At 44.8% G+C, this 22,821-nt stretch carries 28 protein-coding genes; 18 read left to right on the top strand and 10 right to left on the bottom strand.

The window, feature by feature from the left end:
- Positions 1-428 precede the first annotated feature (428 nt).
- The 6 genes from arcA to R7E29_RS03340 all read left to right on the top strand — a co-directional run bounded on the left by arcA (position 429) and on the right by R7E29_RS03340 (position 5,018).
- Complete coding sequence (gene arcA, locus R7E29_RS03315; protein WP_005381082.1) at positions 429-1,649, top strand: arginine deiminase; 1,221 nt, start codon at positions 429-431, stop codon at positions 1,647-1,649.
- A gap of 156 nt (positions 1,650-1,805) precedes the next feature.
- Entirely contained in the window at positions 1,806-2,810 is a 1,005-nt protein-coding gene (locus R7E29_RS03320) for an ornithine carbamoyltransferase (protein WP_318082401.1), read from the top strand.
- Positions 2,811-2,909: 99 nt separating this feature from the next.
- A complete protein-coding gene (locus tag R7E29_RS03325; protein WP_005381084.1) occupies positions 2,910-3,005 on the top strand; it encodes a hypothetical protein in 96 nt (31 codons plus the stop codon).
- Between the two features lie 86 nt (positions 3,006-3,091).
- Complete coding sequence (gene pyrB, locus R7E29_RS03330) at positions 3,092-4,021, top strand: aspartate carbamoyltransferase (RefSeq protein ID WP_005381085.1); 930 nt, start codon at positions 3,092-3,094, stop codon at positions 4,019-4,021.
- A gap of 15 nt (positions 4,022-4,036) precedes the next feature.
- A complete protein-coding gene (gene pyrI / locus R7E29_RS03335) occupies positions 4,037-4,498 on the top strand; it encodes an aspartate carbamoyltransferase regulatory subunit (RefSeq protein WP_005381086.1) in 462 nt (153 codons plus the stop codon).
- A 130-nt stretch (positions 4,499-4,628) separates the two neighbouring features.
- Positions 4,629-5,018: a RidA family protein gene (locus R7E29_RS03340; protein ID WP_005381087.1), complete on the top strand. Its 390-nt coding sequence runs from the start codon at positions 4,629-4,631 to the stop codon at positions 5,016-5,018.
- 85 nt (positions 5,019-5,103) lie between these two features.
- Here the strand turns inward: R7E29_RS03340 and R7E29_RS03345 are convergent, their stop codons facing one another.
- The 8 genes from R7E29_RS03345 to mlaF all read right to left on the bottom strand — a co-directional run bounded on the left by R7E29_RS03345 (position 5,104) and on the right by mlaF (position 10,545).
- Positions 5,104-5,829 carry a 1-acylglycerol-3-phosphate O-acyltransferase gene (locus tag R7E29_RS03345; RefSeq protein ID WP_005381088.1) on the bottom strand — a complete coding sequence of 242 codons (726 nt, stop codon included), beginning with the start codon at positions 5,827-5,829 and terminating at the stop codon, positions 5,104-5,106.
- A gap of 155 nt (positions 5,830-5,984) precedes the next feature.
- Positions 5,985-7,241, bottom strand: coding sequence for a UDP-N-acetylglucosamine 1-carboxyvinyltransferase (gene murA, locus R7E29_RS03350; RefSeq protein WP_005388419.1), 1,257 nt, complete (start codon positions 7,239-7,241; stop codon positions 5,985-5,987).
- 9 nt (positions 7,242-7,250) lie between these two features.
- The gene (gene ibaG / locus R7E29_RS03355) at positions 7,251-7,505 is read right to left on the bottom strand and encodes a BolA family iron metabolism protein IbaG (RefSeq protein ID WP_005381092.1); all 255 of its coding nucleotides are present in this window, start codon (positions 7,503-7,505) and stop codon (positions 7,251-7,253) included.
- A 3-nt stretch (positions 7,506-7,508) separates the two neighbouring features.
- Complete coding sequence (locus R7E29_RS03360) at positions 7,509-7,829, bottom strand: lipid asymmetry maintenance protein MlaB (protein WP_005381093.1); 321 nt, start codon at positions 7,827-7,829, stop codon at positions 7,509-7,511.
- Positions 7,829-8,467, bottom strand: coding sequence for a phospholipid-binding protein MlaC (gene mlaC, locus R7E29_RS03365; protein WP_033907408.1), 639 nt, complete (start codon positions 8,465-8,467; stop codon positions 7,829-7,831). The genes R7E29_RS03360 and mlaC overlap by 1 nt, the downstream gene beginning before the upstream one ends.
- 2 nt (positions 8,468-8,469) lie before the next feature.
- On the bottom strand, positions 8,470-8,958 hold the full coding sequence (gene mlaD, locus R7E29_RS03370; RefSeq protein ID WP_005381099.1) for an outer membrane lipid asymmetry maintenance protein MlaD: 489 nt from the start codon (positions 8,956-8,958) through the stop codon (positions 8,470-8,472).
- A gap of 2 nt (positions 8,959-8,960) precedes the next feature.
- Entirely contained in the window at positions 8,961-9,752 is a 792-nt protein-coding gene (gene mlaE, locus R7E29_RS03375; protein WP_005381100.1) for a lipid asymmetry maintenance ABC transporter permease subunit MlaE, read from the bottom strand.
- Positions 9,742-10,545, bottom strand: coding sequence for a phospholipid ABC transporter ATP-binding protein MlaF (gene mlaF / locus R7E29_RS03380; protein ID WP_054577137.1), 804 nt, complete (start codon positions 10,543-10,545; stop codon positions 9,742-9,744). Before mlaF ends, mlaE begins: the two co-directional genes overlap by 11 nt.
- A 374-nt stretch (positions 10,546-10,919) precedes the next feature.
- On the opposite strand from mlaF, the gene R7E29_RS03385 reads away from it, so the two are divergent.
- The 11 genes from R7E29_RS03385 to mgtE all read left to right on the top strand — a co-directional run bounded on the left by R7E29_RS03385 (position 10,920) and on the right by mgtE (position 19,682).
- Positions 10,920-11,885 (top strand): calcium/sodium antiporter, encoded by a 966-nt coding sequence (locus R7E29_RS03385; protein WP_005381102.1) that lies wholly within the window; start codon positions 10,920-10,922, stop codon positions 11,883-11,885.
- A gap of 29 nt (positions 11,886-11,914) precedes the next feature.
- Positions 11,915-12,886, top strand: a complete 972-nt coding sequence (gene kdsD, locus R7E29_RS03390; RefSeq protein WP_005381104.1) for an arabinose-5-phosphate isomerase KdsD — start codon at positions 11,915-11,917, stop codon at positions 12,884-12,886.
- A gap of 86 nt (positions 12,887-12,972) precedes the next feature.
- Complete coding sequence (gene lptC, locus R7E29_RS03395) at positions 12,973-13,536, top strand: LPS export ABC transporter periplasmic protein LptC (RefSeq protein ID WP_005381106.1); 564 nt, start codon at positions 12,973-12,975, stop codon at positions 13,534-13,536.
- A complete protein-coding gene (gene lptA / locus R7E29_RS03400) occupies positions 13,517-14,011 on the top strand; it encodes a lipopolysaccharide transport periplasmic protein LptA (protein WP_005381109.1) in 495 nt (164 codons plus the stop codon). The genes lptC and lptA overlap by 20 nt, the downstream gene beginning before the upstream one ends.
- Position 14,012: 1 nt before the next feature.
- Positions 14,013-14,738: an LPS export ABC transporter ATP-binding protein gene (gene lptB, locus R7E29_RS03405; RefSeq protein WP_005381111.1), complete on the top strand. Its 726-nt coding sequence runs from the start codon at positions 14,013-14,015 to the stop codon at positions 14,736-14,738.
- Between the two features lie 50 nt (positions 14,739-14,788).
- Positions 14,789-16,258, top strand: a complete 1,470-nt coding sequence (locus R7E29_RS03410) for an RNA polymerase factor sigma-54 (protein ID WP_005381112.1) — start codon at positions 14,789-14,791, stop codon at positions 16,256-16,258.
- Between the two features lie 24 nt (positions 16,259-16,282).
- A complete protein-coding gene (hpf, locus tag R7E29_RS03415) occupies positions 16,283-16,570 on the top strand; it encodes a ribosome hibernation promoting factor (protein WP_005381114.1) in 288 nt (95 codons plus the stop codon).
- A 2-nt stretch (positions 16,571-16,572) separates the two neighbouring features.
- A complete protein-coding gene (gene ptsN, locus R7E29_RS03420) occupies positions 16,573-17,019 on the top strand; it encodes a PTS IIA-like nitrogen regulatory protein PtsN (protein WP_005381116.1) in 447 nt (148 codons plus the stop codon).
- 14 nt (positions 17,020-17,033) lie between these two features.
- Positions 17,034-17,897 (top strand): RNase adapter RapZ, encoded by an 864-nt coding sequence (rapZ, locus tag R7E29_RS03425; RefSeq protein ID WP_054577138.1) that lies wholly within the window; start codon positions 17,034-17,036, stop codon positions 17,895-17,897.
- A 2-nt stretch (positions 17,898-17,899) separates the two neighbouring features.
- The gene (locus R7E29_RS03430; protein WP_005381120.1) at positions 17,900-18,175 is read left to right on the top strand and encodes an HPr family phosphocarrier protein; all 276 of its coding nucleotides are present in this window, start codon (positions 17,900-17,902) and stop codon (positions 18,173-18,175) included.
- A gap of 148 nt (positions 18,176-18,323) precedes the next feature.
- Positions 18,324-19,682 carry a magnesium transporter gene (gene mgtE / locus R7E29_RS03435; RefSeq protein WP_005381121.1) on the top strand — a complete coding sequence of 453 codons (1,359 nt, stop codon included), beginning with the start codon at positions 18,324-18,326 and terminating at the stop codon, positions 19,680-19,682.
- A gap of 64 nt (positions 19,683-19,746) precedes the next feature.
- Here the strand turns inward: mgtE and pmbA are convergent, their stop codons facing one another.
- Positions 19,747-21,090 carry a metalloprotease PmbA gene (gene pmbA, locus R7E29_RS03440; RefSeq protein ID WP_054577139.1) on the bottom strand — a complete coding sequence of 448 codons (1,344 nt, stop codon included), beginning with the start codon at positions 21,088-21,090 and terminating at the stop codon, positions 19,747-19,749.
- 110 nt (positions 21,091-21,200) lie between these two features.
- On the opposite strand from pmbA, the gene yjgA reads away from it, so the two are divergent.
- Entirely contained in the window at positions 21,201-21,728 is a 528-nt protein-coding gene (gene yjgA, locus R7E29_RS03445; RefSeq protein WP_005381124.1) for a ribosome biogenesis factor YjgA, read from the top strand.
- Positions 21,729-21,817: 89 nt separating this feature from the next.
- Here yjgA and R7E29_RS03450 read toward each other — a convergent pair whose 3' ends face one another.
- Complete coding sequence (locus tag R7E29_RS03450; protein WP_054577140.1) at positions 21,818-22,780, bottom strand: D-2-hydroxyacid dehydrogenase; 963 nt, start codon at positions 22,778-22,780, stop codon at positions 21,818-21,820.
- Positions 22,781-22,821 lie beyond the last annotated feature (41 nt).

The raw sequence follows: 22,821 nt of genomic DNA on the forward strand, positions 1-22,821 counted from the left end.
ACCACACAAAGAAACAAAAAATTAACAAAGAATGGCATTTTTTAATATTCAGAACATCCTAATTGACACTTAATGTGGTTATTTTCTCTTTCTATGCGTGTTTATGATGCTTTCTTGAATACACTCACGTGTAAAACGAAGAAGCATAACGAATAAATTCACTTTAATAATGCATAATTTAGAATAAAAATGCACGTTTTATGCACTGTGCGTGTATTCTTTCTCAACGGGAAAATTAGAATAAAAACGCACGCACTCTAATTTTAGTAAAATAGCATTTATATCTAATAATAAATTTCATAAGAATCAAAATAAAAATAAAAAACTCACAAAACCAGAAACACCAGAATATAAACAAAGCTTGATAACTTGCATCTTTCTAGGAAGCTTGTCATAAATAATGGCTGGAAAATTTGTAAGGATACAAAATGAGCAAGCTGTACGTTGGATCAGAAGTTGGTCAACTTCGACGAGTTCTATTAAATCGCCCTGAACGCGCCCTAACCCACTTAACTCCGTCAAACTGTCATGAGTTGCTATTTGATGACGTTCTTGCTGTAGAAGCGGCAGGTGAAGAGCACGATGCATTCGCACGTACGCTGCGCGAGCAAGACGTTGAAGTGCTTCTCCTCCACGATTTACTGGTCGAAACCCTCGCTGTTCCAGAAGCAAAACAATGGCTGCTGAACACTCAGATTTCTGACTTTCGCTACGGGCCAACATTTGCGCGAGACCTACGCCAATACTTTTCAGAAATGGATGATGAACATCTTGCCTGCATCTTTTTAGGTGGCTTAGCATACTCAGAGCTACCGATCTCCTCATCTTCTATGCTGCCAAAAATGAAGCGTCCTCTCGACTTTGTTATTGAGCCACTGCCTAATCACCTCTTTACTCGTGATACCTCATGTTGGGTTTATGGCGGCGTTTCTCTTAACCCGATGATGATGCCTGCACGCCAACGTGAAACAAACCACCTACGTGCGATTTATCGTTGGCACCCAATTTTTGCTGGCCAAGATTTTATCAAATACTTCGGTGACGATGATCTGCATTATGATAATGCGAATGTCGAAGGCGGTGATGTGTTGGTTATTGGTAAAGGTGCAGTTCTTATCGGTATGTCTGAGCGTACGACTGCACAAGGTGTAGAGAACCTTGCAGCAAGCCTATTTAAAGCAGGCCAAGCTACCGAGGTGATTGCAATTGATCTGCCTAAACACCGCTCATGTATGCATTTAGACACCGTGATGACCCATATGGATGTAGATACTTTCTCTGTTTACCCAGAGATCATGCGCAAAGATCTCGACACATGGCGCTTAACACCAAAAGGCAACGGTGAAATGCATGTTGAAGCCTCACATAACTATCTGCACGCGATTGAGTCCGCTCTTGGCTTAGATCAGCTGAAAATCATCACCACTGGTGGCGACAGCTATGAAGCGGAACGCGAACAATGGAATGATGCCAATAACGTTCTAACTGTAAAACCGGGCGTAGTAATTGGTTACGAACGCAACGTATACACCAACGAAAAATACGATAAAGCTGGCATCAAAGTACTGACAGTACCTGGTAACGAGCTTGGTCGTGGTCGCGGTGGCGCTCGCTGTATGAGCTGTCCAATAGAACGAGACGATATATAACTTACTCGTCCCTTTACATTAGGTGAATCAAAACTAAGGTTGATGTGAATACATCAACCTTTTTTAGCTTTAATTAAAAATAATTATTCACAATAAAAGCATTTATATGTTTTAATAAATTCTATTAATCTAATCACATGTACTAAGGGACGAGCTATGGCTTTCAATTTACGTAACCGCAACTTTTTGAAGCTATTGGACTTCTCAACCAAAGAAATCCAGTTTTTGCTCGAACTGTCTGCAGAGCTGAAAAAAGCTAAATATGCAGGAACAGAGCAGAAGAAACTTCAAGGTAAAAACATCGCACTAATCTTTGAGAAATCTTCGACTCGTACCCGATGTGCGTTTGAAGTCGCTGCCTTTGACCAAGGTGCTCAAGTCTCTTACATCGGCCCTTCTGGCTCGCAGATCGGTCATAAGGAATCGATGAAAGACACAGCTCGTGTTCTTGGTCGTATGTACGACGGGATTGAATACCGAGGCTTTGGCCAATCCATTGTTGAAGAGCTTGGTACTTATGCTGGTGTTCCAGTGTGGAATGGTTTAACGGATGAGTTCCACCCAACCCAGATCCTTGCTGACTTCCTGACCATGCAAGAGCACGGCCGTGGTAAACAGCTGCATGAAATAACCTTCGCTTACCTAGGTGATGCGCGCAACAACATGGGTAACTCACTTATGGTGGGCGCAGCGAAAATGGGCATGGATATTCGCCTTGTCGCGCCAAAAGCGTTCTGGCCTGAAGAAGAGCTCGTGGCAACTTGTCAAACTATCGCGCAACAAACCGGTGCAAAAATCACGTTAACAGAAAGCGTTGAGGAAGGTGTGAAAGGTTGTGACTTCCTATACACCGACGTTTGGGTGTCTATGGGTGAGTCTGCCGAGGCATGGGATGAACGTGTAGCGTTAATGACACCTTATCAAATCAATATGGACGTGATTGAGCAAATGGGTAATCCACATGTGAAATTCATGCACTGCCTTCCAGCTTTCCACAATGATGAAACCACCGTCGGCAAAGAAGTCGCTGAAAAATACGGTATGAAAGGCCTTGAAGTAACAGAAGAGGTATTTGAATCGGAATACTCCATCGTATTCGACGAAGCTGAAAACCGTATGCATACCATCAAAGCCGTGATGGTTGCGACGCTAGGAAGCTAAACCAGTGCGCAAAAACAGCCGATAAAAACCATGATGTAATCGCTTGCGCTCACGAAAGTTAAGCGTATAATGCTCGGCAATTTGTCTGAGGATTAAGAAATGACCACGCTGATTGCTGACGTAAAAACGCGATTTGCTCTCGCTAAGCGACTACGCTTACGTGGTGTTATTTTCGTTAATTCTATTGAATTTTAAAACCTCCCCATTGGGGAGGTTTTTTTATGTCCAAAATTCCTTTCGGTTATTTGGATGTAGTCATCAATGTTATAGGGAAGAAGATCATGGCGAACTCGCTTTACCAGAAGCACATCATCTCTATTCCAGAGCTTTCACGCGAAGAACTGGAACTTATCGTAGAAACAGCAGGTAGCCTTAAAAAAGCACCTCGACCAGAACTGATTAAAAACAAAGTCGTTGCAAGTTGTTTCTTTGAACCATCAACACGTACACGTTTATCGTTTGAAACAGCGATTCAGCGCATTGGTGGTGACGTGATTGGCTTTGATAATGATGGTAATACCTCTCTGGCGAAAAAAGGCGAAACACTCGCAGATTCAGTACAAGTCATCTCTTCTTACGTCGATGCCTTTGTGATGCGTCATCCACAAGAAGGCGCCGCTCGCTTGGCCTCTGAATTTTCAAATGGCGTGCCAGTGATCAACGCGGGCGACGGTGCAAACCAACACCCAACTCAAACGCTACTCGACCTATACACCATCGCGGAAACACAAGGGCGTCTAGACAACCTGAACGTCGCATTCGTAGGTGATCTAAAATATGGCCGCACAGTGCACTCACTGACTCAAGCCTTAGCAAAGTTTAACAACATCCGCTTCTTCTTTGTTGCACCAGATGCGCTGGCAATGCCAGATTACATCTGCGAAGAACTAGACGAAGCTGGCATTCAATATAGCCTACACACAGACATGGAAAGTGTGATTCCTGAACTGGATATTCTGTACATGACACGCGTACAGAAAGAACGCTTTGACGAATCGGAATACGCACATATTAAGTCGGCTTACATCCTAACGGCGGCACTACTAGAAGGCGCACGTGAGAACTTGAAAGTACTGCACCCACTACCACGTGTGGATGAAATCACAACTGATGTTGATAAAACGCCTCATGCTTACTTCTTCCAGCAAGCTCAAAATGGCGTGTATGCTCGCCAAGCACTGCTGGCGCTTGTTCTAAACGAAACACTGTAATCGAGGGGAAAAATCATGGCTAAAGAAACTCAATTGCAGGTAGAAGCAATCAAAAATGGTACGGTCATCGACCACATCCCTGCGCAAATCGGCATCAAAGTATTAAGACTGTTCGATATGCACAATTCATCACAACGCGTAACGATTGGACTGAACTTGCCATCATCAGCACTCGGTCATAAAGATCTACTCAAAATCGAAAATGTGTTTATCAATGAAGAGCAAGCGAGCAAGCTAGCGTTGTATGCTCCTCACGCGACCGTGAATCAAATCGAGAACTATGAAGTGGTGAAAAAGCTCGCGTTAGAGCTTCCTGAGCGCATCAATGATGTATTTGAATGCCCGAATTCAAACTGTATTTCTCATAATGAACCAGTAGAAAGCAGCTTTAGCGTGTTCGAGAAGAAACAAGAAATCCGCCTAAAGTGTAAATACTGCGAGAAAGTGTTCTCACGCGAGATCGTAACCGAGCGATAAACACGCCGCACGACTAGGCTGTGATACGTTTAAAATACCCTGCAATGTCAGGGTATTTTGCTCTTTACCTACCGAGGGTTTAGAGGCAAACTGAGAATCTTTATTCCCTACAACTGATGGAAAAAATCAAATGACGAAAGTACTTCACACTGAGTCTGCACCAGCAGCAATCGGTCCTTACGTTCAAGGCGTAGATCTAGGTAACATGGTTCTTACTTCAGGCCAAATCCCAGTAAACCCAGCGACAGGTGAAGTGTCTGCTGATATCGCAGAACAAGCTCGTCAGTCTCTAGAAAACGTAAAGGCTGTAGTTGAATCTTCAGGTCTTAAAGTATCTGATATTGTAAAGCTAACGGTTTTTGTTAAAGACCTAAATGACTTTGGCACAGTGAACGAAGTTTACGGCAAGTTCTTTGATGAGCACGGCGTAGCAAACTACCCTGCACGCTCTTGTGTAGAAGTGGCTCGCCTACCAAAAGATGTTGGCATCGAGATTGAAGCAATCGCTGTTCGCAAATAATTGCACTTGCTGACAAACATAAAAAAACGGGTAGCTCAGGCTACCCGTTTTTTATTGTCTTTTCGTGATGATATCGCAGTAAAACTTAAGCAGCGTTGCGCTGTTTGACTTCTTCATCTAACGATTCAAGCTTCTCTTTCATCTGTTCACGACAGATATTCGCTAACTCGCGAATGCCCTCTTTACCATAGCCTTCAGTGCTGATTGGAGGTAGCATTTCAACAATCACATGACCATTGTTCCAACGGTTCAGCTTAATTTTATTCGTCGAGCTACATACGATAGGAATGATTGGCACACCTGCACCAATTGCCGCATGAAAAGCACCTGTTTTGAATGGCAGCAAACCACGTCCACGAGAACGCGTGCCTTCTGGGAACATCCACACCGAAACATCACTTTCTTTCATGCTGCTCACGACCTGATCGATAGTACCTTTTGCTTTAGAACGATTCGCTCGGTCAATCAGAATGTTACCCGTAAGCCAGTAAAGCTGACCAAACAGTGGCATCCAAGCCAAGCTCTTTTTACCTACTGTCACAACTTTCGGAGTCACAGCCGCAGAAACAGTAAACATGTCCCAGTTGTTCTGGTGGTTAGCAATGTAAACATGTTGGCCGCGTGAATACGCATCTTCAGGGATACGCAACTCTAACTTAATCCCAAACACACGAGACATCTTGGCAAACAAACGGCCAAAAGTGAAAACGTGCTTAGGGTTTCTAGGGCTTAATAGGCAGTAACCACAACCACCAATAAACATAACAATCGCAAAGATAGCGACAGCAAATACACGTAACAGTGCAATCATTCTTGTTCTCCAGGAACCGGCTTTTGCCAGATACAGCTATTAATATCTCTCTTTCCATAAAGGGAAAATATGGTCATGAGAGTGATATAAAAAAGCCGAAACTCAGGTTTCGGCTCTCTTGATATCCAAGTTACCTGCGGTGCAGTTTAACTTGCCTAGCTCACTCGCTCAATATTTGCGCCAAGTGCAGCCAGTTTATTTTCGATTTTGTCGTAACCACGGTCGATATGGTAAATACGATCAACGACGGTTTCGCCTTTAGCAATGCAACCTGCAATAACCAAACTAGCCGAAGCTCGTAGATCGGTTGCCATCACTTGCGCACCGCTGAGTGACTCAACATCACCACAGATAACCGTATTGCCTTCGATCTCAGCTTTAGCGCCCATACGCATGAGTTCTGGTACGTGCATAAAGCGGTTTTCAAAGATAGTCTCTGTGATCACGCCGCCACCTTTCGCCATCATGTTCAGAAGCGTAAATTGAGCTTGCATATCCGTCGGGAAACCAGGATGTGGCGCAGTACGTACACTTACCGCTTTTAGCTCGCGGTCGGTCATATCAACGGAGATCCAATCTTCACCCGTTTCGACAAGCGCGCCAGCTTCTTCCAGCTTGGCGAGAACCGCTTCAAGCAAATGAGCATTAGTGTTGCGACATACCACTTTACCGCCAGATACTGCTGCTGCGACAAGGAATGTTCCCGTCTCAATACGGTCAGCAACCACGTTGTGTTTACAACCGCCTAGGCGCTCAACACCTTCAATCGTAATGGTATCTGTGCCAGCGCCAGAGATTTTTGCGCCAAGCTTATTTAGGAAATCAGCGGTATCGACGATTTCAGGCTCACGCGCAGCGTTATCTAGTGTTGTTGTGCCTTCCGCCAGCGCTGCGGCACACATGATGGTAATCGTCGCGCCTACGCTGACTTTATCCATCACGATGTGCGCGCCTTTTAGACGACCATCCACTTCTGCTTTCACATAACCATCTTCTAATGTAATGGTTGCGCCAAGCTGCTCTAAACCAGAAATATGCAGATCCACAGGACGGGCACCAATGGCACAACCGCCTGGTAAAGAAACCTGACCTTGACCAAAGCGCGCCACCAAAGGACCTAAAGCCCAAATAGAAGCACGCATGGTTTTCACTAAATCATAAGGCGCGCAGTATTCTGTAATACTGCTTGGATCAACATGAACAGAGCCATTGCGGCTTACTTTCGCGCCTAAACGCTTAAGCAATTCCATGGTTGTGTCGATATCACGAAGGTGTGGTACGTTTGCCACTTCTACTGGCTCTTCCGCCAAGATAGACGCAAATAAAATCGGCAGTGCTGCGTTTTTTGCACCTGAAATGGTCACTTCACCAACTAGTGGTTTATCTGACCCAATAACTCGAAACTTTTCCATCAATAAACCTTAAAGCGACATCAATTTCTTATCACGAGCCCACTCTTCTGGTGTGAACGCTTTGATTGATAATGCGTGAATGTCGTTACGCTGGATGTATTCCATCAGAGGAGCATAAATTAGCTGCTGCTTCTTAACGCGGCTCATTCCATCGAAACAAGCATCAACAGCAACCACTTCATAGTGGCTACCTTCACCTTTCACATGCACTTCTTGAAGGTTTAGTGCTTCTTCTAATAACTGTTGTACTTTTGCGCTATCCACAATTTACCCCTGATAATTCTGTATGTGTTTGGCCACTAAAGATTCAACATTGCTCAGTTGAAACAAAGTGCGCAGTTGCGCCGGCACGAAACTGAGCATTATATGACAGTTTTGCTTTTTTGCATGCTCTAATAAGTGGATTAACATCACCATTCCTGCAGAGTCGACGCGCTCTATCTCTTTTAGCGAGCATTCCAGCTCCGATTGAGCAGGTTGCCATTGCTGTGCATACGCCCACAATGAAGGCACTGTATCTCTATCAAGTGCCCCTGTTAGCTTAAGAATGTTTTGATCCAATTGCCACTGAGCGGGAGTCTGGGCCATTATTTCTTCGCCTCGAAGCGGATCGGTTCTGCGGCCAATTTTTCTAGGTCTTTAGCAACAGATAGAATGCCTTCTTGACGAATTTTACTGTTCCATTCGGATTGTTTACTAGAAAGCAAACTAATGCCCTCTGCAATCATATCGAATGCTTCCCACTCACCAGACTGGTTGTCTTTACGCAGTTTAAACTCAAGTTTGATGTTTGGACGCGGAGTATCGATGATATCAACTTTAATGCTTGTAATACGCTTAGAGTCATCAATGCTAGGCTCAGGGCCAAACTCAATTTTTTGGTCAGAGTATTGCGTCAACACTTGTGCATAAGACGCAATCAGGTAAGCACGAAATGCATCGATAAACTCAAGTACATCTTCACGCTTAGCACCTTTTAAGTTTGGACCAAGAAGTTTTAACCCTGCATAGCGGTAGTTGACGTAAGGCATTAGCTCTTCTTCAACGATCACTTTAAGTAAATTTGGATCTTGTTTGATTTTCGGCTGTTCGGCTTTCAATCTTTCGAACGTGACTTCAGCTACCTGCTTCATCATCTTATAAGGTTCAGTTTTATCCACCTCTGCTGCTGTTGTTCCAAAGACGCTAAACACAGCACAAACTGAAAGTAGTAATCTCGCTAACATAGTTATTCCTTACTTGAGTCGTCTGAACCACCTACGCTGTAGAGTACTTGACCAATTAAGTCTTCAAGCACAAGCGCCGATTTGGTGTCTTCGATGGTATCACCATCCACCAGCATGACTTCATCATCAAAAACGAAGCCAGGTACTAAACCAATGTATTGCTCACCAATCAGGCCAGATGTCAAAATTTGTACGCTCGACGTTTCTGGGAACTGATTGTATTTGCTATTGATAGATAGTGTTACAACTGGCAATAAGTTGTCTGGGTTAAGCGAAATACTACTTACTCGACCAATCACAACGCCCCCCACTTTTACGGGAGAACGAACTTTTAAACTGCCAATATTATCGAACTCGGCTTTGAGGGTATAAGTATCACCAGAGCCAATGCTTTTTACGTCAGCAACTTGAAAAATCATCACAAGAATCGCGCAAATTCCCGCTAATACAAAGCTGCCAACCCATAATTCAGTTTTACGTGTTTGTTGCATGATTAATTCCCAAACATCAATGCGGTCAGTACAAAGTCTAATCCTAGTACTGCTAAAGAAGAATGCACAACAGTGCGCGTAGTTGCTCGGCTGATCCCTTCCGATGTTGGAATAGCATCATAACCGTTAAATAGAGCGACCCAAGTAACCGTAATTGCAAACGCAAAACATTTGATCATACTGTTACCAATGTCTTGCCCTAGCTCAACAGAGGACTGCATCGCTGACCAAAAACTGCCGTGATCAACGCCTTTCCAGTCAACACCAACAAGCTGAGCGCCCCAAATTCCCACAGCCATGAAAATCATAGCCAGTAAAGGCATTGAGATAACCCCAGCCCAAAACCGTGGTGCAATCACTCGTTTCAATGGGTCTACCGCCATCATTTCAAGGCTAGACAGTTGTTCCGTTGCTTTCATTAGACCTATCTCTGCGGTTAACGCAGAACCGGCACGACCAGCAAACAAAAGTGCAGTAACAACGGGTCCTAATTCACGGAGTAACGAAAGCGCTACCATTTGCCCCAAACTGCCTTCTGCGCCGTAATCCACCAACACAACATAGCCTTGTAGACTCAAAACCATTCCAATGAACAGACCAGATACGACGATGATCGCTAGCGACTGAACACCAACAGAATAAAGTTGCTTAACAAGCAGAGGAAAGCTTCTGATCGGTTGTGGCTTAGAAAATAGCGCCCCAATCAACATGAAAGTCGCACGACCAAATGCTCCGCAAATAGAAAGCGTGCGTCGACCCAACGAGGCGACAAAGTGAATGAAGTTATCGACCATCAAATAAGTCCTTTTCGATACTTTGAGAAGGGAAACGAAACGGTACATGACCGTCGGCATCACCTTGTAAGAACTGCTGGACACGAGGATCAGAGTTTTGAGTCAGCTCTTCTGGCGTACCATAGGCGATGATTTTTCCATCGGCCATCAGGTATACCCAGTCAGCAATACTCATGACTTCAGGTACGTCGTGAGAAACCACAATAGAGGTCAAACCTAACGCTTGGTTTAGATTGCTAATTAGCTCAACCAAAACGCCCATAGTGATTGGGTCTTGCCCCACAAACGGCTCATCGTACATGATCAGGTCAGGATCAAGTGCGATTGCACGAGCCAAAGCAGCGCGTCTTGCCATACCACCTGAAAGCTCACTCGGCATTAATTGCGCCGCGCCGCGTAGACCGACAGCTTCGAGCTTGAGTAACACCATGGTGCGAATCAAATCTTCCGATAAATCGGTATGCTCTCTCAATGGAAAGGCGACATTATCAAAAACATTCAAATCAGTGAATAAAGCCCCTGACTGGAACAACATGCTCATTTTCTTTCGAGCATGGTAGAGTTTTTTACGAGAGAGAGAGGGAATATTGTCGCCATCAAACCAGATCTCTCCTTGCTCGGGATACAACTGACCACCAATCAAACGCAGCAGTGTTGTTTTACCAATTCCCGATGGTCCCATAATGGCCGTCACTTTGCCTTCAGGAACATGCAGATCAATATCATCAAAGATCATGCGTTCTCCCCGTGAAAAAGTGAGGTTGTTCACGGTGACTAAATCGTTGTTCGACATATCATCTCTTCTACTGTAGGAGCGTTGCAACTCACGGAATCATCAAGCAGATACTCATCGGAGTTGAATTCTACGTTTAATAAAGTAACGTTGGTACATTTATTAGGCTGCAATCATAAGCACATTGGCGTTGAATTTAAAGCACTGTTCAATTAAATAAAGTCGACTATATCCCTGCAATTTCTCATGGTTTATGACCTAATTAGCACGAAGTGTTTAAATCCTAGACCAGAATTGCTCATTTAAATGAGTGAGATTTACATACATTTTCGTTACTAACCTTTAATTTATTCTTCGTTTATCTTCCATTTTAGGCCGCAAAAGGTCAAAATTAGCGGTTATTCATTTTACTTATTTAATACTTAGGAATTCTCATGCTCGAAGCCGTTGCGTTGCTTATAGTCGGTCTTGTTTTGCTTGTTTGGAGTGCAGATAAACTTGTTTTTGGCTCTGCAGCGATAGCCCGCAACGTCGGTATTTCCCCGCTTGTCATCGGCATGACAATCCTTGCGATGGGCTCATCTGCCCCTGAGATGATGGTATCTGCAACCGCTGCTTGGGATGGTAAAACAGATACAGCGGTGGGTAACGTATTAGGCTCAAACATAGCGAACATTGCGTTAATCCTAGGTATTACAGCGCTGATCAAGCCTTTGTCGATTAGCTCCGCCGTCATCCGCCGAGAACTTCCACTCATGATAGCCGTAACCGTACTCGCTGGTATTCTGCTTTGGAATAGCCATCTCGGTTTTTATGAGGGTGTCTTATTGTTTGTACTCTTTGGGGCATTTTTATTTGCTATGTTGCAAATCAGCCGCAAAGAGCAAAAATCAGGTGATGTTTTTCTTGATGACCAAGAGTCAGAGATCCCAGAAGGCGTCAGTAACCCTAAAGCAATCATGTGGGTGGTTATTGGCTTGATACTGCTTCCTTTGGCAGCCAGCATGCTGGTTGATAACGCGGTAATTATTGCTAAACACTTTGGTATGAGCGACCTTGTTATCGGTCTAACTATTATCGCCATTGGCACTAGCCTGCCAGAACTAGCCGCATCACTTGCGGGAGTTTTAAAGGGTGAAGACGACATGGCTGTCGGTAACATTATCGGTTCGAATGTGTTTAACATTCTGGCGGTAATGGGGATTCCTGGCATCATTAATCCATCGGTGCTCAGTGAGTACGCGATGGGACGTGACTTCTGGGTCATGTTAGGCGTTTCATTGTTACTTGTCGCGATGTGTTTGGGTAAATCACGCAGTATTAACCGTATTGAAGGTGCCATCTTGTTTGTGTGCTTCTTAGGTTACCAAGTGTACTTATTCGCAAACATGACCGCTTAATTACCACGATCAATAAGTAGAGATCTGATATGTCCAATCAATTTGATTTTCGCGCTGCTGCTAAACAAGTTCTTGATATCGAAGTTGCTGCTCTGCAAGAGCTAGATACCTACTTTGATGATCAATTTGAAAAAGCGTGTGAACTTATCCTTTCCAACAACGGCAAAGTTGTCGTTATGGGTATTGGCAAGTCAGGCCATATTGGTAACAAGATTGCCGCCACTCTGGCAAGCACTGGGACTTCGGCGTTTTTCGTTCATCCAGGCGAAGCCGCACATGGTGACTTGGGTATGATCAGCCCTGGTGACATCGTGCTGGCAATTTCTAACTCTGGTGAATCAAACGAAATTCTATCTCTATTTCCAGTATTAAAGCGCCTGAATATTAAGATAATCAGCATGACAGGTAAGCCAGAATCAAATATGGCCAAGCTGTCTGACTTACACCTGCAAATTACGGTACCTCAAGAAGCTTGTCCGTTAGGCCTGGCGCCGACTAGCAGTACGACTGCCACATTGGTAATGGGAGATGCATTAGCCGTAGCTCTGCTTCAAGCTCGTGGTTTTTCTGCCGAAGATTTTGCCCTGTCTCACCCAGGTGGTGCACTGGGGAGAAAACTGCTACTTAAGTTGTCTGATATTATGCACTTTGGAGAAGCGTTACCTAAAGTTTCTCCTGACGCATTAATTCGCGATGCCCTTCTTGAAATTTCAGAAAAGGGGTTAGGCATGACAGCCATCGTCGATGAGCACGATGCTATGCTTGGTATATTCACCGATGGTGATTTACGTCGTACCTTAGACAAGCGTATCGATATTCATACGACGGCAATTGGCGAGGTCATGACGACAAACCCAACCACAGCACACCCTGATATGCTGGCGGTTGAAGGTTTGAACTTGATGCAGAATAAAAACATTAACGCTCTGATTTTATGTAAAGACGAAAAAATTGTGGGTGCACTGAACATGCACGATTTACTAAAAGCTGGCGTGATGTAATATCAGCACAAACATTTAAATCATTTATTAGACGAATAAAGGCAATGGTCAGGGAAGTACTGAGCTAAACGATAGGCCTTCATTATATGAGTTTTACTCGCCTTATTTATTTGCTCTTGATCTTCGTTGTAGCGTGGTGCGGTTATTACCTACTAACCCCTAAAGGCAACGACGCAATTCAAGTAGCACCAGATTCTGAACTGCCCATGTTCAGTGGTTCTGGATTAGAAAACATCACCTACGGTGAAGATGGTGTCCGCAGTTACATCATTCGCTCCACTAACTTAGACCATTATGCTAAGAGTGGAGATACTATTTTTAATAACCCGACTTTGATGGTTTACCGTGAAGGTAGCGTCATTGAATGGAAGGTGACTGCCACAAGAGCAGTGTTAGATGAAGACCAAGTTTTGACTTTATATGACAAAGTCTTAATGCAAAATCTTCTGCCTGGTGCGAGTTTTGATACCATGGCAACAGACAAACTGGTCATTAATCTAACCAATCGTGATTTTAAAGCTGACCAACAAGTGATGTTGGTTGGACCACAATTTGAAACTACTGGAGGCGCAATGCAAGGCAACTTAAAACAGCATACTGCGACTCTGACAGATGAAGTTCAAGGTCGATATGAAACCGTTACACCTTAGCCTACTGGCACTGGTATTGGCGGCGCCTCAAGCGCTGGCACTCAAGTCGGATACTCAACAGCCGGTTTACATAAACTCTGACACCCAACAGGTTGATATGAAGAGTAACCAGGTTGTTTTTGAAGGCGATGTATCTCTTAAGCAAGGGAGCATCAATATCGATGCTGATAGAATCGTGGTAACTCGCGATCCTAAAACCGAAGCAATTAAACAGATTCAAGCATTTGGTAAACCTGCGAAGTTTTCTCAGCTGATGGACGATGGTAAAACACTTAGTGGTCAAGCTACGGAGTTGGATTACCGTATTTCTACAGACGAACTGACCATGAAAGGTCAAGCGCAGCTGGCACAAGACAACAACACCATCAAAGGTTCTTCGATTCGTTACCAAATTGGTAAACAAAAGCTAGTCGCAGATAGCTCTAAGGAAGAGCGCGTTACGACCATTTTGCAACCCAATCAGATAGAGAACTAATATGGCAGTACTGAGTGCGAAAAACTTGGCGAAAAGCTACAAAAAACGCAAAGTCGTCACTGATGTTAGCTTAGAAGTTGAATCTGGTCAGATTGTTGGGCTACTCGGTCCAAACGGTGCGGGTAAAACCACCTCGTTTTACATGATTGTCGGCTTAGTACCTCGCGATGAAGGCACCATTACCATTGACGACAATGACATCAGTATTTTGCCGATGCATAGCCGTTCACGACTTGGCATTGGCTATCTTCCGCAAGAAGCGTCGATTTTCCGTAAGCTTTCAGTAGAAGATAACATCATGGCCGTACTTGAAACTCGTCAAGAAATGACGAGGGAAGAGCGCCAAGATAAACTGGAAGATTTGTTGGAAGAATTCCACATCCAGCACATCAGAACCAGTGCTGGTATGGCACTATCAGGGGGTGAGCGACGCAGGGTGGAAATCGCTCGAGCTTTAGCGGCCAACCCTCAGTTCATTTTATTGGATGAACCTTTCGCTGGTGTTGACCCAATTTCGGTTAATGACATCAAGAAAATCATTGAGCATCTGCGCGATCGTGGTCTCGGAGTGTTAATCACTGACCATAATGTACGTGAAACACTGGACGTATGTGAAAAAGCCTATATCGTGAGCCAAGGGCACCTAATTGCATCGGGAACTCCGGCAGAAGTTCTCAATAATGAACAGGTGAAACAAGTTTATCTCGGCGAACAATTCCGTCTATGATTATATTAGGAACGGTAAGATTCTGAGCATTACAAGGTAAGTAACACTGAATGAAACCTTCATTACAACTCAAGCTAGGTCAGCAGTTAGCCATGACGCCACAGTTGCAGCAAGCGATTCGCTTATTGCAATTGTCGACACTCGATCTTCAACAAGAAATCCAAGAAGCGTTGGACTCAAACCCATTATTGGAAGTTGAAGAAGGCCAAGACGAGCCTCTAGCAAACGGTGAAGATAAGTCAGCGGTCGAGGCTGCTGATAGCAACAGTGCTAGCGAACCAACAGAAATTGACGTTCCAGATAGCTCCGATGTGATAGAGAAATCAGAAATTAGCTCTGAACTTGAAATCGACACGACTTGGGATGACGTCTACAGCGCGAATACTGGTAGCACCGGCTTAGCTCTTGATGATGATATGCCCGTCTACCAGGGCGAAACCACTGAATCATTACATGATTACCTCATGTGGCAGCTTGACCTAACACCATTCAGTGAAACCGACCGCACGATTGCATTAGCGATTATTGACGCTGTTGACGACTACGGCTATTTAACTTTGTCGCCTGAAGAGATTCATGAGAGCTTCGATAATGAAGAGATAGAGTTAGACGAAGTAGAAGCAGTTCGTAAACGCATTCAACAATTCGATCCTCTTGGCGTAGCATCGCGTAACTTACAAGAATGTTTGTTACTGCAATTGACGACCTTCCCAGAAGACACGCCGTGGCTTGCTGAAGCCAAAATGATACTTGCGGATCACATTGATCACCTAGGCAACCGAGACTACAAGCTCGTCATCAAAGAGACTAAGCTGAAAGAAGCCGATCTTCGTGAAGTCTTAAAGCTTATCCAACAGTTAGATCCTCGTCCAGGTAGTCGCATCACTCCTGATGATACCGAGTACGTAATCCCAGACGTATCCGTTTTTAAAGACAATGGCAAATGGACCGTTTCTATAAACCCGGATAGCGTGCCAAAATTAAAAGTAAATCAACAATATGCTCAATTAGGCAAAGGTAATAGCGCGGATAGCCAGTACATCCGCAGCAATTTGCAAGAGGCAAAATGGTTAATTAAGAGCTTAGAGAGTAGAAACGAGACGCTACTCAAAGTTGCAAGATGTATTGTTGAACATCAACAAGATTTCTTCGAGTATGGTGAGGAAGCCATGAAGCCAATGGTGCTCAATGATGTCGCTTTGGCTGTGGACATGCATGAATCCACGATTTCTCGTGTAACAACGCAAAAATTTATGCATACACCACGTGGTATTTTTGAATTGAAGTACTTCTTCTCTAGCCATGTTAGTACTGACAACGGCGGAGAATGTTCGTCAACAGCAATTCGTGCACTCATTAAAAAACTGGTCGCAGCAGAGAATACTGCCAAACCACTGAGTGATAGCAAGATTGCTGCTCTTCTGGCTGACCAAGGGATTCAGGTCGCAAGACGTACGATAGCCAAATATCGCGAATCCTTGGGAATTGCCCCTTCAAGTCAGCGTAAACGCCTATTATAAGGCACTAACTGAAAAGGAAAGTCTATGCAAATCAATATTCAAGGCCATCACGTTGATCTTACCGATTCAATGCAAGACTATGTAAATTCTAAGTTTCAGAAGCTCGAAAGGTTCTTCGACCATATCAATCAAGTGCATGTTGTACTAAAAGTTGAAAAAATTACTCAAATCGCGGAAGCTACGCTTCACATAAATCAAGGCGAAATCCACGCATCAGCCGATGACGAAAATATGTATGCCGCGATCGATTCGCTGGTAGATAAATTGGTTCGCCAACTTAATAAGCACAAAGAAAAACTAAACAGTCATTAATCATGCAACTGAGCGAAATACTGTCATTGGACTGCACCAAAAGTGCGGTCCACTGCACGAGTAAAAAACGCGCCCTTGAAATGATCAGCCGTATCGTGGCTGATCAAACGGGCCAAGATTCTACCGAGCTGTTCGAATGCATGCTCAATAGAGAAAAAATGGGCAGTACCGGTATCGGAAACGGTATTGCGATCCCTCACGCGAGAATGCAATCAAGCGACAAGGCCATTGCTGTCTTACTGCAATGTGATGAAGCAATCGAATTTGATGCGATTGACAATCGACCTGTCGATCTTCTTTTTGCGCTCCTTGTACCAGAAGAACAGTGCAAAGAGCACCTCAAGACTCTATCCTCTATGGCAGAACGTCTGAGCGATAAGCAAGTATTAAAACTACTGCGTAATGCTCAGAGTGATGAAGAACTTTACGACATCATGATTCACCAATAAGCAGGACTAACTCCATGCGACTAATCGTTGTTAGCGGGCACTCAGGTGCCGGTAAAAGTATTGCGCTTCGTGTACTGGAAGACTTAGGTTACTACTGTGTTGATAACCTGCCAGTTAACTTGCTGGACGCATTTGTTCATTCTGTTGCTGACAGCAAACAGAATGTTGCAGTCAGCATTGATATTCGTAATATTCCTAAAAAGCTAAAAGAACTGACGAGTACACTAGAACAGTTAAAAACTGAGCTTGATGTGACCGTGCTTTTCTTGGACGCTAATAAAGAAACGCTACTCAAACGCTACAGCGAAACACGCCGAATTCACCCGTTATCTTTAGGTGGCACCTCCCTCTCGCTCGATCAAGCCATCGAGCGTGAGAAACAAATTTTGACGCCACTCAAAGCGCATGCAGATCTGGTCCTAAATAGTAGTGGGCAGTCTTTGCATGAATTGAGTGAAACCGTGCGTATGCGCGTTGAAGGCAGAGATCGCAAAGGGCTCGTTATGGTATTTGAGTCTTTTGGTTTTAAATACGGCCTGCCTTCCGATGCCGATTACGTATTCGACGTTCGCTTCTTACCTAACCCACATTGGGAACCAGCACTACGCCCGCTTACAGGTCTGGATGCTCCTATCGCCGCATTTTTAGAGCAACACCAATCGGTGTTAAGTTTGAAATATCAAATTGAAAGCTTTATAGAGAATTGGTTACCTCTGCTTGAGAAAAACAACCGCAGCTACCTGACCGTTGCAATCGGTTGTACTGGTGGTAAGCACCGCTCGGTGTACTTAACTCAGCAAATCGGTGAATACTTCTCCAACAAAGGACACCAAGTACAAATTCGCCATACCTCACTAGAGAAAAACGCTAAGGAGTAGCCGTGGAGTTAAGTCGTAAAGTATTGATTCAAAACCGCCTTGGCTTACATGCTCGTGCAGCAGTCAAACTGGTCGAACTGGCACAGAGCTTTGAAGCGGTCATCACCATCGACAATGAAGAAGACAAAACCGCCACAGCAGACAGCGTAATGGGCCTGTTAATGCTAGAGTCCGCTCAAGGACAATACGTCACGATCCACGCAACGGGTGGGCAAGCGGAAGAAGCACTGGATGCCGTTTGCCACTTGATCGAAGATAAATTTGATGAAGGCGAGTAGTTTACTCGCTTTTTTCTTACCTCCCATTATCTTTCTCTTCCCTGACCTAATAAATAAATTTGCTTAGTATCATAAGTTGTTATTAAAAGGCGCCTAGAATTAAGTTATTATTCAACGCATTGTAAATATCAGGAATTGGGAGGAATGAATGGCAGAGCAAATTGAATTCGACCAAGCTCACCAAGCCCTCCAAGAAGTCACAGAAGCGCTAGAAAATGGCCGCTTCGTCCATGTTCGTCGTCAATTACAGGACATGGAACCTGAGGATATCGCTCACCTTTTAGAAGCCTCCCCACGTAAGAGCCGTGAAGTTCTTTGGCAACTCACCGACCCTGAAGATTATGGTGAAATCCTTGACGAGCTGAACGAAGACGTCAAAGACAGCCTCGTATCCAAAATGGCACCAGAAGCGCTTGCAGAAGCGACAGAAGGCATGGATACCGATGACGTGGCTTACGTACTGCGTAGCTTGCCTGACAACCTGTCACGCGAAGTCCTGTCGCAAATGGACTCCTCTGACCGTCTACGGGTCGAAACTGCCCTATCCTACCCAGAAGACACCGCGGGTGGACTGATGAACACCGACGTCATCACAATTCGTGGTGACGTCGATGTGGACGTAGTTTTGCGTTATCTACGTATGAAAGGCGAGCTTCCAGAAGCTACGGATGCCCTGTATGTGATCGATGAAGAGAGTAAGCTCATCGGTGAACTGCCGATCACGACGCTTATTACCACTCAGCCAGACGTAAAAATCATTGATGTAATGGAAGACGCGGACGAGGCCATCACCGTCGATACTAGCGACTCAGATGTTGCGAGTCTGTTCGAACGCCGTAATTGGGTATCTGCACCTGTTGTTGATGAAAACTTGCATTTGGTCGGCCGTATCACCATCGATGACGTGGTTGACGTTATTCGTGAAGACGCGGAACACTCGATGATGAGTATGGCGGGTATGGACGATGACGAAGATACTTTCGCGCCTGTTGTAAAATCAGCTCGCAAACGCAGTATCTGGCTTGGCGCTAACGTATTAGCCGCCCTTGCTGCTGCTTCCGTTTCTAACATGTTTGAGGCCACATTAGATCAAATGGCGGCCATTGCGGTATTGATGACGATTGTTCCGTCCATGGGTGGTGTCGCTGGTAACCAAACCGTCGCACTAGTGATTCGTGGTCTTGCTCTTGGTCATATCGGTGACTCAAACAAACGCGAACTGTTAATGAAAGAAGCCTCGATCGGCTTACTTAACGGCATCATGTGGGCGCTGATTATTGGCGGTATTGTTGTTGCTTGGAAAGGTAACTGGATGCTCGGAGGAATCATTTCCGCCGCCATGCTGACCAACTTATTGGTCGCAGGTATTGCAGGAGTAACGATTCCAATCCTATTGAAAAAAATGAACATCGATCCTGCTTTAGCTGGTGGTATGGCATTAACAACGGTGACGGATGTGATTGGTTTATCTGTCTTCTTAGGGCTTGCCACAATACTGATTACCTAACAGAAAAAACGAAAAAGCCTGATGAACACATCAGGCTTTTTTGATTCTGAATTGCTAGAAAAGCTTATTCACCCGCCACTTTCATGGTATCCAGTAGGATAGAGCCCGTTTGGATTTGTGAGCGCGTTTCAATATCACTACCAACCGCCACAATCTTGGTGAACATGTCTTTTAGATTACCTGCGATGGTAATTTCTGATACTGGGTATTGGATTTCGCCATTCTCAACCCAGAAGCCTGCGGCACCGCGAGAGTAATCACCCGTTACCACGTTCACACCTTGTCCCATGACTTCAGTCACTAGAAGACCAGTACCGAGCTCTTTAAGCATTTGTTCGAAGTTTTGGCCTGTCGACTTCACGTACCAGTTATGAATCCCACCAGCGTGACCTGTCGGCGTCATCTTCATTTTACGTGCGGCATAACTGGTTAACAGATAAGTTGCTAGCACACCGTCGGTAATGATCTCACGGTCTTGAGTGTACACACCTTCACTATCGAATGGACTTGATGCCAAACCACGCAATACATGCGGACGTTCTGAGATATTGAACCATTCAGGAAGCACTTGTTTGCCTAGATGGTCAAGTAAGAAAGAAGATTTTCGGTACAAGTTACCACCGCTGATCGCCATAACGAGATGGCCAATCAAGCCTGTCGCAACATCAGCCGCAAACATGATTGGGTATTGACCTGTTTTTAGACGCTGCGCATCTAAGCGGTTAACCGTATTCTCTGCCGCCTTACGACCCACCGTTTCTGGGGTCCATAAGTCATCACGATGACGTGCCACGGTGTAGCTGTAATCACGTTCCATCTCGCCGTTTTGACCAACGCCAATTACACAACAGCTAGTACTATGGCGGCTAGACGCATAACTAGCTAATAAGCCATGGCTATTGCCATACACTTTCACGCCGTAATGACTATCATAACTCGCGCCATCACTTTGCTTGATTGCATTGTTATAACTTAGCGCCTCTTTTTCTGCTGCAATCGCCACATTGGCAGCATAGTCTGGATCGGGTGCGTCTGGGTGGAAAAGATCAAGCTCAGGGATCTCTTGCACCATGTATTCTTTTGCTGCAGGGCCTGCAAATGGGTCTTCAGATGTGTAATGTGCAATATCTAGCGCCGCTATAACGGTTTGCTCGATTGCAGCTTCACTTAAATCAGACGTGGAAGCACTGCCTTTGCGTTGACCTCGGTAAACGGTAATGCCCAGCGCACCATCGCTGTTGAACTCGACATTTTCTACTTCACCCATACGAGTTGAAACACTTAAACCAGTGCTTTTAGTAATTGCGACTTCGGCGGCGTCAGATTTTGCCGATGCAAGCTTTAAAGCTCTTGCTACGGCTTGCTCTAGCTCGGTACGTTGCTCAGCAACCTGCTGTTTAATATCCATTGTCTTTCACATCTTGTCTTTGATGAACAATAGGATAACAAGAATTTCGCTTTCTCCCCATGATTCTTGTTAAAATAGTCATAATATTAATCAAAACACAGGCAACTGAAATGGCACGTAAGAATCAAAAAGCGCCATGGGAACCAGAAGAAGAGATCATCTGGGTAAGTAAATCCGAGATGAAGCGAGACATGGAAGAACTGCAAAAGCTAGGTGAGGAGCTTGTCGGCCTCAAACCTTCAGTTCTAGAAAAGTTTCCATTGAGCGAAGATTTGCGAGAAGCAATTGCTGACGCGCAACGCTTTAAAAATGAAGCGCGTCGTCGCCAATTACAACGTATCGGTAAATTGATGCGTTACGAAGATCCAGAGCCAATCCAAGCCGCACTGGATAAAATTCGTAATAAGCACTCTCAATTAACGGCGGTATTCCACAAACTTGAAGCGTTGCGTGATCGCGTAGTGGAAGAAGGTGACAAAGCCATTGATGACGTAATGGAAATGTACCCAGAAGCGGATCGTCAGCGTCTACGCCAACTTGCTCGCCAAGCAGCGAAAGAGAAAAAAGCTGGGAAACCAGCAAAAGCGTACCGCGAAATCTTTCAGATCCTTAAAGGTCTAAACGAAGAGGAGTTTTAATTCGAGGGCTCAAGCAATGAGCATTCGATTTAAACGCAAAAAGCAGACGTCAATGTCTGCTTTTTTTATCTTTGGTTTTACAGTCAGCGTTACACTAAGCGATTAACGCGGTCTCCGCGCTCGAAAGCGTTAATGTTCTCAATCAAGATTTCCGCTAAACGTTGGATAGATGAGTCGCTGCCCCATGCAACATGCGGTGTCAGTAACAAATTAGGTAAACTCATATTGGCAATCAGCGGATTACTCTCATCAGCCGGTTCTTGTGTAAAAACATCAAAACCAGCCGCTGCAATTTCTTGCTGTTTTAAGGCATCCACCAGTGCGCTCTCATCCACCAAACCTCCACGCCCTGTATTAATCAAAATGGCGTTGGACTTCATTTGTTTCAACTCTGCTTGACCAATTAAATTCTGAGTATGATCGTTGAGTGGGCAATGCAAAGTCAGCGCATCGGAGCGTTTTAATACTTCCTCAAACGACACATAACCTGGTCTACATTCTGCCGCCCCTTTACGCTCAGAAAACAAGACGGTCATTCCTAACGCTTGAGCCAGATTCGCCGTCGCTTGCCCTAGTGCCCCACTACCAACAACACCTAACGTGCTACCACCAATATCCCCGATTGGGTGAGTAAAAAAACAAAACTGCTGGTTACGCTGCCACTCACCTGCGGCAATATCTTGGTGGTACCCAAATAAATTCCGTCTTAAAGCGAATAACATTGCCATCACGTGCTCGGGCACCGAACGCGTCGCGTAACCACGTACATTAGCAACCGCAATATCATGATTAGCACAGTAGTTCACATCGACGTTGTTAAAACCAGTTGCGGCAACCGCGATCATCCGTAATTTTGGTAGTTGCTCTAATACATGTTGGTCAAGCAGGACTTTATTGCTAATCACGATATCGGCATCTGCTAACCTTTCTATTACCTGCTCAGGCGCAGTTAGGTCGTACTCACGCCAGTGGTGCGGAAAGCCAGGTCGTGGGACCTCAATATGTTCTGGGATGGTCGCTCGGTCTAAAAATACGATGCTTGGCAAAGACATAACAACTCCTTGTTCACGGCTGAAAGACAGGATACATCAAC

Source organism: Vibrio sp. Vb1729 (assembly GCF_033338655.1).
Taxonomy (GTDB): Bacteria; Pseudomonadota; Gammaproteobacteria; order Enterobacterales; family Vibrionaceae; genus Vibrio; species Vibrio alginolyticus.

Excerpts from the sequence above, each read along its gene's own strand:
- mlaC (WP_033907408.1), bottom strand. The coding sequence starts at position 8,467 with ATGTTAGCGAGATTACTACTTTCAGTTTGTGCTGTGTTTAGCGTCTTT.
- R7E29_RS03320 (WP_318082401.1), top strand. The coding sequence starts at position 1,806 with ATGGCTTTCAATTTACGTAACCGCAACTTTTTGAAGCTATTGGACTTC.
- rapZ (WP_054577138.1), top strand. The coding sequence starts at position 17,034 with ATGCGACTAATCGTTGTTAGCGGGCACTCAGGTGCCGGTAAAAGTATT.
- murA (WP_005388419.1), bottom strand. The coding sequence starts at position 7,241 with ATGGAAAAGTTTCGAGTTATTGGGTCAGATAAACCACTAGTTGGTGAA.
- R7E29_RS03360 (WP_005381093.1), bottom strand. The coding sequence starts at position 7,829 with ATGGCCCAGACTCCCGCTCAGTGGCAATTGGATCAAAACATTCTTAAG.
- arcA (WP_005381082.1), top strand. The coding sequence starts at position 429 with ATGAGCAAGCTGTACGTTGGATCAGAAGTTGGTCAACTTCGACGAGTT.
- pyrI (WP_005381086.1), top strand. The coding sequence starts at position 4,037 with ATGGCTAAAGAAACTCAATTGCAGGTAGAAGCAATCAAAAATGGTACG.
- ptsN (WP_005381116.1), top strand. The coding sequence starts at position 16,573 with ATGCAACTGAGCGAAATACTGTCATTGGACTGCACCAAAAGTGCGGTC.
- mgtE (WP_005381121.1), top strand. The coding sequence starts at position 18,324 with ATGGCAGAGCAAATTGAATTCGACCAAGCTCACCAAGCCCTCCAAGAA.
- R7E29_RS03345 (WP_005381088.1), bottom strand. The coding sequence starts at position 5,829 with ATGATTGCACTGTTACGTGTATTTGCTGTCGCTATCTTTGCGATTGTT.
- hpf (WP_005381114.1), top strand. The coding sequence starts at position 16,283 with ATGCAAATCAATATTCAAGGCCATCACGTTGATCTTACCGATTCAATG.
- kdsD (WP_005381104.1), top strand. The coding sequence starts at position 11,915 with ATGTCCAATCAATTTGATTTTCGCGCTGCTGCTAAACAAGTTCTTGAT.
- R7E29_RS03385 (WP_005381102.1), top strand. The coding sequence starts at position 10,920 with ATGCTCGAAGCCGTTGCGTTGCTTATAGTCGGTCTTGTTTTGCTTGTT.
- R7E29_RS03450 (WP_054577140.1), bottom strand. The coding sequence starts at position 22,780 with ATGTCTTTGCCAAGCATCGTATTTTTAGACCGAGCGACCATCCCAGAA.
- lptC (WP_005381106.1), top strand. The coding sequence starts at position 12,973 with ATGAGTTTTACTCGCCTTATTTATTTGCTCTTGATCTTCGTTGTAGCG.
- R7E29_RS03325 (WP_005381084.1), top strand. The coding sequence starts at position 2,910 with ATGACCACGCTGATTGCTGACGTAAAAACGCGATTTGCTCTCGCTAAG.
- R7E29_RS03410 (WP_005381112.1), top strand. The coding sequence starts at position 14,789 with ATGAAACCTTCATTACAACTCAAGCTAGGTCAGCAGTTAGCCATGACG.
- yjgA (WP_005381124.1), top strand. The coding sequence starts at position 21,201 with ATGGCACGTAAGAATCAAAAAGCGCCATGGGAACCAGAAGAAGAGATC.
- mlaF (WP_054577137.1), bottom strand. The coding sequence starts at position 10,545 with ATGTCGAACAACGATTTAGTCACCGTGAACAACCTCACTTTTTCACGG.
- lptA (WP_005381109.1), top strand. The coding sequence starts at position 13,517 with ATGAAACCGTTACACCTTAGCCTACTGGCACTGGTATTGGCGGCGCCT.
- pmbA (WP_054577139.1), bottom strand. The coding sequence starts at position 21,090 with ATGGATATTAAACAGCAGGTTGCTGAGCAACGTACCGAGCTAGAGCAA.
- R7E29_RS03340 (WP_005381087.1), top strand. The coding sequence starts at position 4,629 with ATGACGAAAGTACTTCACACTGAGTCTGCACCAGCAGCAATCGGTCCT.
- mlaE (WP_005381100.1), bottom strand. The coding sequence starts at position 9,752 with ATGGTCGATAACTTCATTCACTTTGTCGCCTCGTTGGGTCGACGCACG.
- lptB (WP_005381111.1), top strand. The coding sequence starts at position 14,013 with ATGGCAGTACTGAGTGCGAAAAACTTGGCGAAAAGCTACAAAAAACGC.
- mlaD (WP_005381099.1), bottom strand. The coding sequence starts at position 8,958 with ATGCAACAAACACGTAAAACTGAATTATGGGTTGGCAGCTTTGTATTA.
- pyrB (WP_005381085.1), top strand. The coding sequence starts at position 3,092 with ATGGCGAACTCGCTTTACCAGAAGCACATCATCTCTATTCCAGAGCTT.